At 68.4% G+C, this 17,163-nt stretch carries 13 protein-coding genes and 1 tRNA gene; 9 read left to right on the plus strand and 5 right to left on the minus strand.

The features are described 5' to 3' along the window. Positions 1 to 1,147: 1,147 nt before the first annotated feature. Positions 1,148 to 1,660 (plus strand): MauE/DoxX family redox-associated membrane protein, encoded by a 513-nt coding sequence (locus ACJ73U_RS30830; RefSeq protein ID WP_407781244.1) that lies wholly within the window; start codon positions 1,148 to 1,150, stop codon positions 1,658 to 1,660. 3 nt (positions 1,661 to 1,663) lie between these two features. After that, positions 1,664 to 2,488 (plus strand): DsbA family protein, encoded by an 825-nt coding sequence (locus tag ACJ73U_RS30835; protein ID WP_407781245.1) that lies wholly within the window; start codon positions 1,664 to 1,666, stop codon positions 2,486 to 2,488. Here ACJ73U_RS30835 and ACJ73U_RS30840 read toward each other — a convergent pair. After that, positions 2,477 to 3,916, minus strand: a complete 1,440-nt coding sequence (locus ACJ73U_RS30840) for a phenylacetate--CoA ligase family protein (protein WP_407781246.1) — start codon at positions 3,914 to 3,916, stop codon at positions 2,477 to 2,479. The genes ACJ73U_RS30835 and ACJ73U_RS30840 overlap by 12 nt on opposite strands. Between ACJ73U_RS30840 and ACJ73U_RS30845 the strand changes: the two genes are divergently transcribed. After that, positions 3,885 to 3,957 (plus strand) — tRNA-Ala (locus ACJ73U_RS30845). The genes ACJ73U_RS30840 and ACJ73U_RS30845 overlap by 32 nt on opposite strands. A gap of 647 nt (positions 3,958 to 4,604) precedes the next feature. After that, complete coding sequence (locus ACJ73U_RS30850) at positions 4,605 to 5,993, plus strand: plasmid pRiA4b ORF-3 family protein (RefSeq protein WP_407781247.1); 1,389 nt, start codon at positions 4,605 to 4,607, stop codon at positions 5,991 to 5,993. Position 5,994: 1 nt separating this feature from the next. Here the strand turns inward: ACJ73U_RS30850 and ACJ73U_RS30855 are convergent, their stop codons facing one another. Further along, positions 5,995 to 7,155 carry a hypothetical protein gene (locus ACJ73U_RS30855; protein WP_407781248.1) on the minus strand — a complete coding sequence of 387 codons (1,161 nt, stop codon included), beginning with the start codon at positions 7,153 to 7,155 and terminating at the stop codon, positions 5,995 to 5,997. Positions 7,156 to 7,244: 89 nt separating this feature from the next. Between ACJ73U_RS30855 and ACJ73U_RS30860 the strand changes: the two genes are divergently transcribed. From ACJ73U_RS30860 to ACJ73U_RS30870, 3 genes are all read left to right on the plus strand, one after another. Next, a complete protein-coding gene (locus ACJ73U_RS30860; protein ID WP_407781249.1) occupies positions 7,245 to 9,140 on the plus strand; it encodes a TOTE conflict system archaeo-eukaryotic primase domain-containing protein in 1,896 nt (631 codons plus the stop codon). A gap of 86 nt (positions 9,141 to 9,226) precedes the next feature. Next, a complete protein-coding gene (locus ACJ73U_RS30865; protein WP_407781250.1) occupies positions 9,227 to 10,381 on the plus strand; it encodes a hypothetical protein in 1,155 nt (384 codons plus the stop codon). Positions 10,382 to 10,446: 65 nt separating this feature from the next. After that, entirely contained in the window at positions 10,447 to 11,688 is a 1,242-nt protein-coding gene (locus ACJ73U_RS30870; protein ID WP_407781251.1) for a DUF6880 family protein, read from the plus strand. Positions 11,689 to 11,747: 59 nt separating this feature from the next. Here the strand turns inward: ACJ73U_RS30870 and ACJ73U_RS30875 are convergent, their stop codons facing one another. Beyond that, positions 11,748 to 13,022, minus strand: coding sequence for a hypothetical protein (locus ACJ73U_RS30875; protein ID WP_407781252.1), 1,275 nt, complete (start codon positions 13,020 to 13,022; stop codon positions 11,748 to 11,750). 272 nt (positions 13,023 to 13,294) lie between these two features. Here ACJ73U_RS30875 and ACJ73U_RS30880 point away from each other — a divergent pair, with 272 nt between their 5' ends. Next, a complete protein-coding gene (locus ACJ73U_RS30880) occupies positions 13,295 to 13,654 on the plus strand; it encodes a hypothetical protein (RefSeq protein WP_407781253.1) in 360 nt (119 codons plus the stop codon). A gap of 244 nt (positions 13,655 to 13,898) precedes the next feature. Continuing rightward, positions 13,899 to 14,666: an esterase/lipase family protein gene (locus ACJ73U_RS30885; RefSeq protein ID WP_407781254.1), complete on the plus strand. Its 768-nt coding sequence runs from the start codon at positions 13,899 to 13,901 to the stop codon at positions 14,664 to 14,666. A gap of 128 nt (positions 14,667 to 14,794) precedes the next feature. Here ACJ73U_RS30885 and ACJ73U_RS30890 read toward each other — a convergent pair whose 3' ends face one another. Both ACJ73U_RS30890 and ACJ73U_RS30895 read right to left on the minus strand, forming a co-directional pair. Further along, the gene (locus tag ACJ73U_RS30890; RefSeq protein ID WP_407781255.1) at positions 14,795 to 14,995 is read right to left on the minus strand and encodes a cold-shock protein; all 201 of its coding nucleotides are present in this window, start codon (positions 14,993 to 14,995) and stop codon (positions 14,795 to 14,797) included. 255 nt (positions 14,996 to 15,250) lie between these two features. Next, positions 15,251 to 17,032, minus strand: a complete 1,782-nt coding sequence (locus tag ACJ73U_RS30895) for an N-acetylglutaminylglutamine amidotransferase (protein ID WP_407781256.1) — start codon at positions 17,030 to 17,032, stop codon at positions 15,251 to 15,253. Positions 17,033 to 17,163 lie beyond the last annotated feature (131 nt).

Consider the following 17,163-nt stretch of genomic DNA (forward strand, 5'->3'; position numbering starts at 1 on the left):
ATCCACCTCGGCACATTCACCGGCCCCGCCGGCACCTTCCGTCGCCGCACCAAACTCACCAACAGCCAGACCGCGACCCTCACCACGCTCGACCTACCGGTCCCGCCGCTGATCACCGAGGCGACACCCGCAACCACCTGACCTGCATCGATCCCACCGCCTAGTGACACGCCCCGCCACCAGGCCCACCAGCGTTTCCCCAGATCAGACACCAGATTCACCGACCAGACAGCTCCATCATCTGCGGAAGGCGGGGTCCAGCTTGGTGCGGTTTGTGCCGAGCCGGCGCGGTCAGTGCATGTCGACTCAGCCTGGTTTGGTTCGTCCTTGCTGTCTGGCCCTGGGCGCCTTTTGCTGACCTGGTTGCCTTCTCCCGCCCTGGCTGCCCTGTTGCCTGCTGCCTGGCGGCTCGCCTGTGTTGCCGGCCTGCCTCGCTCGCTTGCCTTGTTCGCTTGCCGTCTGCGTTGCGGCTTGCCGCGTTGATCTGCCTCACCAATCTGAGTGATGGCTCGTGATGCCGACTGCGTGGCTGGTCCACTTTGCCGACTTGCGCTGCCAGCTAATAGTCAGCCGGTGTTGCCAATCGGTCTTGTCCTCAGGTCTCGGTTGCTGCCTATGGCTGATTTGCCGGCTCGCCTGGTGCTTCTCCTCCTCATCTCTTTCACCTCCTTGCCTGTCCTTCTCTGTTGGTGCGGGGGAGACTTGGTTCATGTCTCGTGGTGGGGCTTGGGCCGGGGTGGTTGGCGGGGTTGTGGGTGGGGTGCCCTCTACTGTTTGGGCGGTTGTGCGGGGGCGGGATCCGCTCGTGGCTGCTGATGCCGCTGGACGGTTGCTTCTGCCCGACGAGAGGCGGCGGGGGCGGCTGCTTCTTGCCGCTGTGCCGGTGCACTTCGGCATTTCCGCTGGTTGGGGCGTTGTGCTTGCGCGGGTTCTGCCTGCTCGCGGGACTGTCCTCTGGGGTGCGGTCGCCGGGGGAGTCATCGCCGGGGTCGTTCTTCGGTTGCCTGGGCGGCGGACGGCCGGAGTGCGTGAGTTGTCCGTTCTTCCGCAGGTCGTCGACCACGTCGTCTACGGGGCCGCGGTGGGGATCTACCTGCGGCGACGGGCTCTCAGGTTGCCCTAAGGCGGCTTCGGTAGCGTCAACGGCGTGGTTCGACCGTCCGCGCGCACACTTGACCTGATTGGGCTGGTTGTCCGGCTCGGGCTTGCTGCCGTGTGGCTGGTGTCCGGGGCCATCAAGGCGAGTGATCTCAACCAGACCTATGTCGCGGTGCAGGCGTACGACGTGCTGCCCAGCGGAGTGGCCAGTGCCGTCGCCGGGGCGTTGCCGTTCCTCGAGTTCGCGCTCGGGGTGTTGCTCCTCGTGGGGCTCGGGACGCGGATCGTGGCCGTTGTGTCCGTCGTCGTGCTGGTCGCGTTCATCGGGGCCGTCGCGCAGTCGTGGGCGCGCGGGTTGACCATCGACTGCGGCTGCTTCGGCGGCGGTGGGCAGGTCGCGGCAGGTCAGACGCAGTACCCGCAGGAGATCGCGCGGGACGTCGGGTTCCTGCTGCTCGCCACCTGGCTGCTGGTTCGGCCGCGCAGTGTCGCGTCACTCGATCGATGGCTTACGGCGCGGGCTCCCGACGTGGAGACCGTGGACACGCAGGGAAGGACTTGACCGGTGGGTGGAGCTGAGCGCAACGCTCGCAAGAAGCGGCAGGCGCAGACCCGTGGCGGCAAGGCCGTGGCCGCGGCACGCCGCTCGGGCGGTGACCGCAGGAAGCTGATCGTCGGCGGCGGCGTGGTCGTCGTGCTGCTCATCGCCGTGATAGCGGGGGTCGTCATCTACAACAACCAGAAGAACACCACCGAGGGCAAGGACATCGCGGCGCTCAACCAGAGCACCTCGCAGCAGGCGGCCATCTCCGACGTGCCGGCCAAGCGCGACGGCGGCGTGGTCGTGGTCGGCAAGTCGACCGCCAAGGTCACGCTCGACGTGTACGAGGACTTCCTGTGCCCGGCCTGCGGCGCGTTCGAGAAGGCCTACAGCACCGACGTCGAGCAGCACATCGCGGACGGCACCGTCCAGGTTCGCTACCACATGCTGCCCATGCTCAACGACCGCTCCGACCCGCCCGGGTACTCCATGGACTCGGCCAACGCCGGGCTGTGCGCCGCCGACGCCGGCCAGTTCCCCGCGTTCCACAAAAGCCTCTACAACGACCAGCCCGAGGAGGGCAGCCGCGGCTGGGACCGCCAGCAGCTGGCGAAGCTCGGTACCGACTTGGGCATCACCGACAAGAACTTCACGTCCTGCGTCAGCAGCGGGAAGTACGACAAGCTGGTCCAGGGCAACTTCGACGAGGTCCAGCAGGCGACCTACCTGCAGCAGCAGTTCCCGGACGGCTCGAAGGGCTTCGGCACGCCGACCATCGCCGTCGGGCAGAAGGTCGTCGACACGTCCAAGTCGAACTGGCTGAACACGCTCGTCGGGTCAGCCAGCTAGCCCGTCGAGCGGCGCCGGCCCGGTCGACCACCGGACGAACCGCTTCGCCTTGCCGACCTCGGTCCTGGGCACGCTGCCGGTCGCCACCACGCGCACCACACACGTGATGCCGAGCCGCTCCCGCAGCGCGACACCGAGGTCGGCGGCCAGGCTGTCCGCGGCCGACACCGCCTCGACCGCCACGACCAGCGCCGGCCGCGCCGCGTCGCGCCGATCCTCGACGACCAGGTAGTGCGGGCTGACCCGCCCGTCCGCGAGCAACACCGCCTCGATCTCGGTGGGGAAGACGTTCACGCCACGCACCACGAGCATGTCGTCGGTGCGTCCGAGCAGCTTCGACATGCGCCGCAGCGTCCGAGGCGCACCCGGCACCGGCCCGGCCAACGCGGCGATGTCACCCGACCGGTACCGCAGGAGGGGCATGCCGGTCTTCGTCAAGGTCGTGAACACCAACTCGCCAGGCGTGCCGTCCGGCACCGGCCGCCCGTCACTGTCGAGGGCCTCGACGAAGAAGTGATCCTCGGCGACGTTCAACATGCCGTCCGAGTCGAGCGACTCGGCCGCCACCCCTGGCCCGATGATCTCGGAGAGACCGTAGATGTCGAGCGCCCGCAGGCCGAGCAACTGCTCGATCTGGGTGCGCATCTCGTTCGTCCACGGCTCGGCACCGAACAACCCGGCCCGCAGGCTGGGCGGCGGTTCCCCCAACGCCTCCCCGAGGAAGATCGCGTAGGAGGGCGTACAGGTCAGGATGTCCGGCCGCAGATCGTGGATCATCCGAACCTGCCGCTCGGTCATACCACCCGACAGAGGTAACACGGTCGCGCCAAGCCGCATCGCGCCGTGATGAACCCCCAGGCCGCCGGTGAAGAGCCCATACCCGTACGCGTTGTGCACCAAACTCCGGCGAGTGGCGCCCGCCCCACCCAACGCACGCGCCATGACCTGCGCCCACACATCCACATCACCGGCGGTGTACGGCACGAGCGTAGGCCGCCCACCGGTCCCGGACGACCCGTGCACACAGACGACGTCCTCAACGGGAACGGCCCGCAGTCCCTCTGGATAGTGATCCCACAGATCCCGCTTGGTGACGGTAGGTAGCCGAAAAAGATCGTCGAGTGAAACGTCCACACCGGCCCTGACCCCAGCGTCCCGCAACCGCCGAGCCTGCAACCCACCCGCCACCAACAACCGATCAACCAACCCCGTCAACCGACGTTGCTGCAGCTCACGACGTTGCTGCGGATCAACCCCCTCAGCATCCGGCTCGACAAGGGGCACCACTTGGACATCAGCGACCACGGGTGTGGGTGTAGCACGCGACCTGGCCAAAAGGGAAGGTCGGACCCCGCTGCAGCGGGTCACGAGGCATCCGGTAACTTGTACTGCACACGGGGCTGTAGCGCAGCTGGTAGCGCACCACACTGGCAGTGTGGGGGTCAGGGGTTCGAACCCCCTCAGCTCCACAATTAGATTTTCATGAGAAGTGCCCGTTGACCTGCGAAGATGTGGTCAGCGGGCGATCTTGTTTCTTCGTCCGTTGTGGATAGTGGCACGCTTAACTGGAGCAAAACTGGAGCACGGCCCGTGACCCCCTTCAAATGGGGTCATCGTCTGCTCCAGCCCAATGGGGTCCGGCACTCCGAACGGTCGCTGTAACCGTTGGCGTCCGCGTGTGGTGGGCCAACCCATACCCGTCGAGGTTCTCGTGCCGTCCGGTCATCCAGGGGGCGGGGACACCGGCGTCTGTGAACCTGCGACGGCCCGACGCACTGCGGGGATCGACCCCACCGGCCCGCTGGTTAAGAGCAGGCCCGGGGGCGTGTCGGGTGGTGTCGACTGATGCCAGGTCAGACCGTTTCGGCTGCTCAGGTTGACTGCTCTCATCCCGGTGGTGTCGTCGGGTGTCGTGTTGTGTCGGTCCTCTCGGGCGCGTCTCGGGCACGTAAGACTTGTGAACTGGTGGTTGCCTGGTCGGTGGATGTTGGGCGGCTTTACCCTGCCTCGGGTGGACGGTGACGAACTGGTTGACGATCTTGCTTGTTCGGCTCGTGAGTGTGCCGCGTTGCGGGGTGCTGTCGATTTGGCGGGTTGGGTTGGTGCGGGTCGGGCGGTGACGGCCAAGGGGGTGTTGCGCCGGGCGGACGTGTCGGCGGCGGGTGGCGTGTTGGGTGTCGAGTTGCCGGACTGGGTGCGTAGTGCGGCGGATGTGCCGGCGGTGCACTGGCCGTGGCTGGCGGCGCTCGGTGCGGGACTGCTGTCCGTTGACGGTGTTCGTGCCGTGGCGGGACCGGCGGTGGCGGAGTGGCCGTCCGCCACCGCTGACGAGGTACTTGACCTGTGGATCCGGGGTTTCGTGGCGGCTTTGACCGGTCTGTTCGAGAGTGGTGAGGGAACGCAGGCGCTGGAGATCGGCAGGCTGGCGCTGACCGTGCTGGCTCACGACTCGGTGCCGACTGGTGCTGAACTGTTGAGAGCGGTCACTCTTGCCGTCATCCGTGCGGGGTTGCACGAGACCTTCGATCGAGGGTTCGGCACGCGTGATCCGGCGGAGGCGACGGTGGCGTTGCTGGTCGAGTTCGGCGCCGTCACCAGCAGGCATCGGATCACCCCACTGGGCCGGTGGGCCCTGGCGACGATCGGCACCCGGGGCGAGTCGTTGCTGGGTGTGTTCGATGACGTCGACGAGGACGTGACGTACCAGCTCAAGATCGTTCTGCGGCATGTGCGGCCGGCCTGCTGGCGTCGGGTGGTCATGCCGGCGTCCGCAACGCTGGGCGAGTTGCACGAGGTCATCCAGATCGCCTTCGAGTGGGACGGTGACCATCTCCACGGATTCACCATCGGACGGCACCGGTACGGCGACCCGCACTTCGACTTCGAGTACGACGAGTACAAGACCACCCTGGCTACCGCGTTCGCCCGTGCCCGCAAACCCATCACCTACACCTACGACTTCGGGGACAACTGGCGGCACGAGATCACCCTGGAGAAGGTCGTCGAGCCGGTCGCCACCCATCCGGTCTGTGTCGGCGGCCGCGGTGACGTACCGGTCGAGGACAGTGACGAGCCCACCTGGACCGCCTTCGACCAGGCCGGCATCAACACCCGTCTCGCCCGGTTGGGGGAGGTTGAGCGAGATGCCGAGGCTCAGTTGCGGGAGGACATCGAGACGATCCTCACCGACGCGTACGGCGAGCACGAACAGATGACCGCGTTCCTGACGGTGCTGGAGGAGGAGATCGACTTCCCGGTACCCGCCACACTGCTGGGCAACCCGGTCGTCGTGACCGGACTCGTCGAGGACGACGCCACGGTGGAGCTGCGTGCTCGTTGCAAGGGGCAGCACGCGAAGGGCCTCGTCTCGTTCGCCGACCTGGAGTTCCGGGAGGAGACGGTCGAGGCGTGGCTGCACGCCGTGTACGCCACCTACCTGGGCCGGCCGCCGTCGGCGTTGACGCTGCCGGCTGGTTGGGACGGTCTGAGCAACTGGAGGGTCTGAGTCACTGGAGTAGTTCGGCGAGGCGCTCGCCGACGGTGGAGATGGAGGGGAGCGGCTCGCGGTCGAAGTGTGTCTTCTTGCGGCGGCGAAGCAGGTCCTCCCCGTCCCGTGCCCACGAGAAGCCGGGTTTGCGCAGCAGCGTGCGGAAGACCCGGTCGGCGTTGTCGGGGTGGCGCTGCACGAGCCAGCGGATCGCCAGTGGGGAGACCGAGTCGTCGTCCAGATACTCGCGTAGTTGGGTGAGGCGGGTGCGGTCGCGGGCCAGCGTGGGATCGGCGAACAAGGCGTCCAGGCGGCCGAAGTCGCGGTAGTGGTTGAGTCCTTCGACCTCGTCGTAGATGAGGCCGATGGTGTCGGCCGTGAGCATGTCCTCGCGCAACCGCAGCTGTTCGGGTGGGGGACTGGCTTTCGCTTTTCGTTTGGTGGTTTTGGTGTCGAGGTTCGCCAGCGCCCGTTCCCGTTGGCGGCGGTAGTGTTCGCGCAGCGTGTCCTGGGCCTCTTGCGGTGGTAGCACGATGAGGTCGGTGCCGACCTGGTCGATGAAGTCGGCGCGGTGCTCGGCCTGGATCTCCCAGGCTTTCTGGAGCATGGCGGGGTTGCGGCGGAGCAGTTCAGGGTGGGTGGTGAGCTGTTGCGCTGCTGCGGCGGCGATCTGCCGCCGTGCGGACTTGGGGTACGGGGTGTAGGTGCCGGTCACCATCCAGGCGTCGGTGGCGGGGTGAAGTGGCACGATCCGGCCCACGACGAACGTGCCTGCCCGGATCTTGGCGAACCCTTTCCGGCCCATGTTGGAGTAGACGCGGTAGACGAGGTCGTCGATGAGGTTGTGCAGCAGGACGGCGTCTCCGTCGAACCGGCGGACCTCGAAACATCCTTCGATGACGTCGTGCCAGCCGAGCAGCATCTCTCGCTCGTCATCGGACAGCGGTGGCCGCCGCCCTGCGACGAACCGTTCGAGCACCGTGCGTCCGTCGGACAGGCGACGCTGCAACATGAAGTAGTCCATCGCGAGGATCGCGGTGCCTTCGTCGAGAAAGCCGTCGTCATCAGCGGCTTCGAACAGCACCGTGTCCAGCCGCCGCGCGAAGCGAGGTCCCTGACCGAACGCCACGAGTTCGCTTTTCAGTTCCGCGGCACGTTCAAGCAGGTCATCGATCGACATATCGCTGACAGGAGTGGTCCTCGTGGCCATGTAGGCGAACCCTATCCACCGGCTGCCGGGGAAGGCTCGACGGCTCTACGGTGTGTCGCGTGGACGATCTTCCAACTGCGGAGGAGTTGGCGAGCCTACGCGCGCTGACCGCCCAGCTCCGGGCGGAGAACGCACGTCTGTTGCGCCTGCTGGAGCTGACGCCGAAGCAGGCAGCGCCACCAGGCCCGACACAAACCGGCTTCTTCGATGGACACCCAGGCCCAGTCAACCGCCAGTCGACGCCGGAAACGAAGGTCGCGTTCTTCGCGGCACTTTTCGGCGCCCGAACCGACACCTACGCCACCCGATGGGAGAACACCCACGCCGGCAAGGCGGGTTGGCTGCCAGCGGTGCGTGGTGGGTGGCGCAAGGGCGTGCGGCACGAGGACAGGGACTACCTGCCGCTCACCGCAGAGGTGCTGCGCGCGCATCTGACCGGCGAAACACATGTCGGCCTGTACCCGCTGCTGGACGGCGACACGTGCTGGTGGCTGGCGGCCGACTTCGACGGACCGACGGCGATGCTCGACGCCCTGGCGTATCTGAAGGCCGCCCGCTCCTGGTCGGTGCCGGCCGCGTTGGAGGTGTCCCGGTCCGGGATCGGCGCGCACACGTGGGTGTTCTTCACCGCACCCGTGCCGGCCGAATCCGCCCGCCGGCTCGGCACCGCACTGCTGCGGGAAGCCATGGCGTTGCGCGGCCACATGGACCTGGCCAGCTATGACCGGCTGTTCCCGTCCCAGGACGTGCTACCCGCCGGCGGCGTAGGCAACCTGATCGCCGCACCCTTGCACGGCAAATACCGCGCCGACGGGGCAACGGTGTTCCTGGACCTGGCCACGATGGAACCGCACGATGACCAGTGGGCGTTCTTGTCCACGCTGGGCCGGATGAGTCCGGCGGAGGTCAATCGAGTTGCCCGCAAGGCCGGGCAGATCTCGGTTGGTACGAGCATCGAGCGGATCAGCGCCGCGACGTCGACGCGGATCCGGGTCGCACCGCCACCAGCAGTACACGCGCGACTCGCCGCCGGTGTGCGGGTCGAGATGGCTGATCTTCCGCCGGCATTGCACGCGACGCTCAAACACGCGGCATCGATGCCGAACCCCCAGTTCTACGAACGCCAACGCCTCCGAATGTCGACCTGGGACACACCACGGTTCTTGCGCAGCTATGACGAGACCCTCGATGGCGGGCTTGTCGTGCCCCGAGGTCTGACCGACACCGTGGCCACACTGGTCGAGCAGGCTGGCAGTCGCCTCGAGATCACGGACGGGCGAGCGACTGGCGAGCAGCGGAAATTCACCTTCACAGCCACACTGACCCGCCCACAACAAGACGCGGTGAAAGACCTGCGTGAACATGACCTGGGGGTGCTGGTCGCCCCACCCGGCGCGGGCAAGACCGTCATCGCCTGTGCCCTGATCGCCGCTCACGGGACCTCGACACTCGTGCTCGTCGACCGCAAGACCCTCGCCGACCAGTGGCGCACCCGTATCGGCGACCTCCTGGGAGTCAAGGCAGGCCAACTCGGCGGTGGTCGCCGCAAGACCCATGGTGTGGTCGATGTCGCGATGCTGCAAACGCTGGCTCGCAAGGGCAACATCGAGGAACTCGTCGGTGGATATGGCTTCGTGGTGGTAGACGAGTGCCATCACATCCCCGCTGCAGCGTTCGAGCACGCCGTCAAGCAGATCCCGGCTCGCCGCTGGCTCGGCCTGACCGCCACCCCGTACCGCCGGGACAAACTCGACGACCTCATCGGCCTACAACTCGGCCCAGTACGCCACACCATCACCCACGCCATCCAGTCCGCACCAGCCGACAACACACCCCAACTCGCACTCGACCAAACCGGGCAGCGACCGACACCGGTGCTGCACGTGCACGACACCGCCTACCACTACACCGGCGACGCCGACCCCACCAAACCCGGCGGTATGGCCGCGATCTGATCGACGACGAGATCACCCTCGGTTGGTGGACCAGCCCGGACGGCGCCGGCGGCGAGCCGATCTCGCTGTATATCCCCGACTACGAGGTGTGCGCGACCACCCCGAGCAAGGCCCTGGAGCCCTACGAGTCCGAGTACGAGGGCTACATGGGCAACTACGGCAACACGGTGGACCGGTGGTACCGGCGGGCCGCGGTCGTCGTGTGGCCCCGGGACCGGGCGTTCGCGGCGCGTGCCGAGGCCGGATCCCAGTGGGCGCTGCGTGAGCTCCGCGACCGCATCGACGCCGGCGACCTGACGGGTGCCCGGGCCGCGGCGGAGTCGCTCGCACCGTTCTGGCACAGGACCGCGTCACGGGCGGGATCGCTCGACGCCGCGCTGGACGTGGCCGCGGGCCTGAGTGCTGCCGAAACGGCCGCGATGCTGCTGGAGCCGTTCCGTGTGGAGACGCTCACGACCGAGCACGCGGACGGACTGGCGGCAGCGGCCGGGCGGTACGGCCAGGAATGGACGCGGAACCTCGTCGACGGGTGGTTCGAACGGGGGCGCCGCGGCGGAACCGACCGGCACGAGTGGGTCGAGGGGCTGCCCGGGCTGTGCGAGGCACTGCACGCTGCCGGGGGACCGGAGGTGGCGCGGCTCCTGGCCGGCGGAACCTGGCACTGGCTGGTCGACGAACTGCGGACCTGGACCACGACCGCGCGCACCGAGATCCGCCGACCACAGCTGGAGAAGCTCAGCTCACCGCTGACGCGGCTGCTCGAAGCGGCCGACGACACGCTGCGCGAGGAGATCACCGCGGCGCTGCGCGGGTACGGGGACACGGTGCTGGAGTGCCTGATGCCGGCGCTGCGTTCGGCGGCCTCGCGTTCGGCGGCGGGCTTCGACGAGATCGCGCGGGACTGCGCGCGGCGGCTCGCCACGATCCTCGCGCGACCGCGACGGGAGGACGACGACTGGTCGATCGCCTGGACCGGGTGCCGGTGCGAGCTGTGCGACACCCTCGGCGCGTTCCTCGGCTCCCGGTCGCGGCGGAACTTCGAGTGGCCGCTGGCGAAGGACGGCCGCCGGCACGTGCACGCCCAGATCGACGCGGCCGGGCTGCCGGTACGGCACCAGACCCGCCGGCAGGGCCGGCCGTACACGCTCGTGCTGACGAAGACCGACGAGCTGTTCACCCGCGCCAGGACCGCGCGGCACACCGCCGAGACCGACCTGGCGTGGCTGACCGCGACGCGATGACGTATCGGCGCGAACACGAAGGTGACGCAGCGGTCCCGTCTGATGCGGCGTGTTGAATGGCGCTCGTGGCGAGTGTGGAGGTGGAGCGGGTACGTCGGTTGATCGACGGGTTGCGGCGCGATCGGCGGACGCACCCGCGTCACGGGCGAGGTGAGTATTCCCGGCTGGCGAGGGATGTCGTCGCGGCGTGTGAGGCGCTGATCGAGAGCGAGTGTCGACACGATGTGCCGGCTCTCGCGCGGCGCGCGGTCGATCTGGTGACGACTGCGCTGAGGTACGTCGACGATTCGTCCGGCGTCCTGGGCGATGACCTGCGTGCGCTGATGGCCGTCCACGCGCGTGCCTGCCCGGCGGCGCCACCCGATCCGAAACGGCTGGCGGGCTGGTTGGAGAAGTTGCGGCTGGATGGGCCGGGTTGGCCGGACTTCGAACTGCGTGACTACGCGGCCGCGCTGGGAGAGAAGGGCCGTGCCGAGTTGGCACGCCGGGTCCAGGACCGTGCGCGGACCGCGGAGCCGGATGTGTTCGGCAGCACGCCTTTCGGGATTCGTGTGCTGCGTGAGCAACTGGCCGAGATTTCCGGCGATGTCGACCACTACGTCGCGGTGCTGGCCGAGAATCTTCATGCCGCGCCTCAGTACCGCAAGATCGTGGACGTGTTGTGGAACGCCGGACGCGCGGCTGAGGCGGAGCGTTGGGCACGACGAGGACTGGAGATCGGCAACTCGGTCGACAAGGGCAAGCTTCGTGACGTCTACGTGGACCTGCTGCTCGAGCGCGGCGCCACCGACGAGGCGTTCGCTCTGCGGTGGCAACTGTTCGACGGGAACCCGATCAAGACGAACTACGATGATCTGCGTCGCACCGCTGAACGCATTGGTGACTGGCCCGCTGTACGCGACAAGGCGGTCAGCCGGCTTCGGGACGCCACCGCCGGACAGCCCGCCTATGCCGACCACCTCATCGGCGTGTACCTCGACCAGGGCGAACTGGACGATGCTTGGCAGACCGCGGTCGACCATGTCGAGGTCCTGTTCGACTCACGCTGGCAGCAGCTCATCGAGCTGCGCCAACCCATTCACCCAGGAGACGTGATCAAGCCATGGCAACGGCTCGTCCAGCGGCGGCTGGACACCAGTACAGACAAATACCGGTACGGCAAAGCCATCGAGATGCTCCGGCGACTCCGTGACGCCTACCGCGCCGTCGGCGACGTGGCCCGCTTCGGCACCTACCTCGACCATCTGCGTGACCGGCACAAACGCAAGACGTCCTTCATCGCCAAGCTCGATCGTGCCGGCCTGTGACGCCGCGAGGTGCGACAGGCGGCTCACAGGTGGGAAACGGCTTCGCGGTCCAGGTTGGCCTATTCGATGACACGGGCGAGGTAGTCGGGCTCGATGTTGTCGTCCCTCATGATCTGCGGGTGAGGTTGGCCCTCGGCGTAGGGCAGACAGCGTTCAGCCAGTTCCGCCGCGGTGCCGGTGCGTGCGGCCAGCCAGCGGATCCAGTCGGGTAGCAGGGCGACGAGTCGGTCGGCGAAGTCGCTGACGTAGAAGCCCTGCACGTGCTGCACGAACAGGGCGACGCGGTGTGGGGAACACGCGGTGAACACGGCGTCGATGTTGTTGATGCACCAGGAGTCGGTCAGTTCGGAGGCCAGCTCGCTCAGGTCTTCCGGCAGCTCTTGCTCGTCGGTGTCGCGGTCACGCAGCCAGGTGGCGAACTCGACCGCGGCGGTGGCCGCGTCCAGTCCGCGGTCGGGTGGGGTTCCTCGTCGTCGCGACGTGTGCTTGACGGCTTCGGCCAGGCGTTTGCTGCGGTGGTACTCGGCGAACTGATCCTCGGTTTCCCCGCCGGCGCGGAGGAGTCCTTCCTCCGCGGGGAGCAGTTCGGCCAACAGCCACGGGTCGTCCACCGGGGCCAGTTCCGTGTCCGCGGCGGCGGTCGGGCCGACTCCGGTCTGCCAGGAGGCCAGTGCTGCTTCTGGTGTGGGGTAGTAACCACTGTGGACGGTGAAGGCCTGGTGTCCGCAGGCGTCGATGTCCCACAGGTACCAGCGCTCCGGCTGGTCCGCCGTGGTGATGGGTGCGATGACGGCGAAGCGGCTGCCGTAGCGGTCGCGGGTCCACCGCACCGGTCCGGTCACCTCGGGGCCTGAGGGCGCGGGCGGCAGCATCCGCCTGCCCGTCGTGTCCCGCATCGTGTTCCGCAACCGTGTGAGCGCGCCAGTCGCGGTCTCGCTGTACGGATACGGCAGGATGATGGCCACCGCGGCGAGTACCTGCCACGGAGCACGCCACGCGTCGGCGTCGCCGACGGTTGCCTCTACCGCGGTCTCGGCCGCGGTCACCAGGGCTGGGGCCAGATGACTCGGGCCTGGTCGGTCGTCCAGCGGGACCCGTTCGGCCTCGCTCAACACCGTTCCCAGTCGTAGGCACAGTGCGTCTTCCACGATCACGTCGGGTTGGTTCGCGACGACCGTCACGAGACCGGTGACCAGATCCGTCGCCGCCGCGGCGGCCCGCGCCCGCCGTCCCGCGTGGACCTGCTCGCGGTAGGCGGTCAGACCGTGCCACGCCTCCGCCAGCCCACGGCGATCGTGCTCGCCCAGATCGGCTGCGGATCCGCGCTGGTCCACGAGGGTCGGCCTCCGTGGCCGACCTGACTTGCCGGGCTTCTTCTTCCGTTTCCGTGACACAGGCACCCGCCGAAGCGTAGGCGATCCTTCCGACCTTCCCTGACACCACCACGCCAACAGAGTGCAGCCGACGGGTACGTCGCCACCCGTGGCCGACACGTACGACCGACCATGCGCGGTCCGGTGCGACCGGCCGCGGGTGGATCTCGGAGACGACACTGTGTGCCTCCTGCTGCTCGGCAGTGCGCTCCTGCGGCGCGGTCATGCCGTCGGTGACCGCCGTCGCCCAGGCGGTCGGGGAATGCAGGGTCGTCGACCTGACGGTTCCCCCGGCCATGGACCGGATTGGGGCCGAATACGAGGGGTATGCCGACACCATGAACTCCGACGACGTGCGCACGGTCCGCGGTCAGGATCTGCGGCGCCTGCTCGACTCCGACCTGCCCGATCCGACTCTCGTGCTCGTGGAAGGTCGGGTCGAGGTGGTCCCCGGTGACCGGGAAAGCGGTGGCCTCGAGATCGTCTCCCGGGAGACGCTCCTGCGGCGGGCGGGCCGGTCCGAGTTCACCGACACCGAGTTGGAGCAGCAGTCCGCGATGCTGTCGGCCGCCGTGGACAACCTCGGCGGTTAGGGAGTCAGGCCGGATCCGGAGCTAGGACCTGGTAGTCGGGGCTTCGGCGATGAGTTCTGCGGTGAACGCGTCATGCCGGTCGCGTGCGAGCGGGATCGGGCGGGTCGCAGGGGAGTGCTGCCCTCCGCGGCAGCTGTTCGAACGGAAGTTCGTCATAGGCCGGTATGGGCAGTCGGCCTGCGGAGGGTTGAGCGGCTTACCGGCGGGTAGGTGAACAGCATCGAGGAACGCGGGAGGCGAAAGCGTGACCATCAGCATCGATGTGACGTCGCTCGGTCGGGTCGTCGGCGGCGTGTTGTTCGCCGCCGGTCTGGTGCCGAGGACGCTGACGTCGCCGCGCGGCGACGCGGGACTGGGTGTGCTGCTCGTACCGGGGTTCGGGTGCGGTGATCAGGCGTTGCTGCTGGCGGACGCCTGGTTGCGCCATCGCGGCTACCGGCCGGCCGCGGCCCGGATCGGGCTGAACGTGGCCTGCACCACTGAGTTGGTGGAGCGCATCGAGCGGCGGGCGGAGGAACACGCGGAAGCGACCGGGGGACCGGTGGTCCTGTTGGGGCAGAGCCGAGGGGGATACCTGTGCCGGCTGGTCGCCGTGCGCAGACCAGATCTCGTCCGCGCGTTGGTGACCGCCGGGAGCCCGGTGCTGGACCCGCTCGGCGCGAACCCGAAGGTGCTGCGAGCCGCCCGGTTCCTGACGAGGTTGTCCGCGGTCGGGTTGCCGGGGCTGATGGACGACGACTGCTTCACCGGGGAATGCTTTCGCGGCAACATGGCCGCGCTGCGCGAACCGTTACCGGACGGGATGCCCGCGCTGGCGGTCTACTCGCGACTGGACCGGGTCGTCCCGTGGCGGCTGTGCCAGGACCCGTCCGCCGAATGCGTGGAGATCCGGAGCAGCCACACCGGAATGTTGCTGCAACCGGAGTTCTACTCGGCACTGGCACCCCGCCTGTCGCGGTGGGCTCCGGTGGCGGACCACGCGGCCGTGAACAAGCGGCGCGAGGCCGGGTAGCCGTGGCGCACCCGAACGAGGAGGACTGATGGCCACCAGCCGAACAACAGGCCGTCGTTCCGCTGCGCGGGCGAACGCCACGAAGGGCCGGCTCCGTAGGCGGATGCCGGCCCTTCGTTCTGGTTGGCTCAGGCGGCGCGGACGTGGGTGGCCTGGGGGCCCTTGGGGCCCTGCGCCACCTCGAACTCGACGTGCTGGTTCTCCTCGAGGCTGCGGAAGCCGTAGCCGTCGATCTCGGAGTAGTGCACGAAGACGTCCGGTCCGTCCGCGCGGGAGATGAAGCCGAAGCCCTTCTCGGCGTTGAACCACTTTACGGTTCCCTGTGTCATGTTCGCTCCTCACAAGGGGATGGGGGCCGCGCTGTGCGGCATCCCGGGGTCGGTTCGACGCGACTGTCCCTGGGGGAAAGCGGTGCGCCCGCAACATCGTCTTTCCGCGAGCGTGCACCTAACACGAACACACAGAACAAACTACGACCACTCGGTACAACCGCCGCGGTGGCCGGTTCATTCCCGCCTGTCCACTGTGATTGGTCAGCAGCCGGGTGATGCGGATGGATGGCGTCTCGTCGGTCCGTGGGCCGCTCAGGTGATGCCGTGCCGCTGGAGCCACATCTCCAGTACGCCGACGTGCCACAGCTCGTTGCCGCCGACCTTGGTGATGTGGCCGTTGGGCTCGTCGAGCAGGGTGTTGACGTAGTCGGGGCGCAGGACGCCGCGTTGCCGGGCGGCGGTGGAGCTCAGCGCCGAGCGCAGCATGTCGAGTACGGTGCCGTCGAGTCGGGTGAGGGCGGGCACGGGGAAGTAGCCCTTGGGACGGTCGATGACTTCGGCGGGAAGCAGTTCGCGTCCGATGTCCTTGAGGATCAGCTTGCCGCCCTGGCCGGCCTTCAGCTCCGGCGGGCACGCCGCCGCCAGTTCGACGAGGTCCTGGTCGAGGAACGGCACCCTGGCCTCGACGCCCCAGGCCATCGCCATGTTGTCCACCCGCTTGACCGGGTCGTCGGGCATCAGCAGGTGGGTGTCGGTCCGCAGCACGGCGTCCAGTGCCGTGTCCGCGCCCGGTGCGCGGAGGTGCTCGGCGAGCAGGTCACCGCTGTGGTCGTGCTCGGTGAGCCAGTCCGGTTGGAGGATGTGTCCGAGTTCTTCGTGGTGGTGGTCGTAGAACGAGTCGCGGAGCACCGCCGCCGCCCGGTCTCGTGCCGCGGCCGCCGCGGGCTGGTGGTAGCGGTAGCCGGCGAACACCTCGTCGGCGCCCTGGCCGGACTGCACGACCTTGACGTGGCGGGACACCTCCCGGCAGACCAGGTGGAACGCGGTGACGTCGTGGGCGCCCATCGGTTCGCTCATGGCCGCCACCGCGTGCCCGACGGCGCCGGCGATCTCCTCGTCACCGATGCGCAGCTGGTGGTGGTCGGTGCCGAACTTGTGCGCGACGGCGTCGGAGTAGGCGAACTCGTCGCCGTCGATACCGTCGCGGTCGGTGAAGCCGATGCTGAAGGTCCTGGGGCGCAGTCCCTGCTCGGCGAGCAGTGCGACCACGAGACTGGAATCCAACCCGCCGGACAGCAGCACGCCGACCTCGACGTCGGCGACGGTGCGCCGCCGCACCGCGGTGCGCAACGCCTCGCGCACGGCCTCCCGCCAGTCCTGCGCCGTCCACCCCGCGTGCTCCGGCGCCCGGGTGTACGACGGCTGCCAGTAGACGCGGTCGCGGGGTGCCCGGCCCGGTTCGAGGACGCGGAGGGTGGCGGGCGGCAACTTGCGCACCCCACGCAGGATCGTGCGCGGAGCCGGCACGATGGAGTGCCAGGTCAGGTAGTGGTGCAGGCCGACCGGGTCGAGCTCCGTGTCGACGCCGCCCCCCGCCAGCAGCGCGGGCAGGGTGGAGGCGAAACGCGTCCGGCCCTGGACCTCGGCGACGTAGAGGGGCTTGATCCCCAGCCGGTCCCTGGCCAGCAGCACGCGGTCGCGCCGCTGGTCGACCAGGGCGATCGCGAACATGCCGACGAGGTGCTCGACGAACTGCTCACCCCAGCGGTCGTAGGCCTTGAGGACGACCTCGGTGTCACTGGTGGAGGTGAAGTGGTACCGGTCGGACAGCTCCGCGCGCAGTTCCTTGTAGTTGTAGACGCACCCGTTGAACGCCACGGCGAGTCCCAGGTCGGCGTCGACCATGGGCTGGGTGCCCGTGTCGGACAGGTCGATGATCGACAGCCTGCGGTGCCCGAGGGCCACCCGTCCCGCCGACCAGTGGCCCTCGCCGTCCGGTCCCCGTGATCGCATGGCCCCCGTCATCCGTGCCACGGCGTCGAGGTCCGGGGTGCCAGCCTGGTCGGTCGTGACCTCACCGGCGATTCCACACATGGTTCCACCTCGGATGAATCGGTTGTATGTGAGGGATGTACCCCGATCTCGCGCGATCAAGCACCGGGGCTGGGAAGCCGCCGATGCCGGCGCGACCGTCCCACGTGGAGGGCGAGCCCGAAGCGGTGTCC

Origin of the sequence: Actinophytocola sp. (assembly GCF_045807065.1) — a bacterium.
In the GTDB taxonomy this organism is placed as follows: Bacteria; Actinomycetota; Actinomycetes; order Mycobacteriales; family Pseudonocardiaceae; genus Actinophytocola.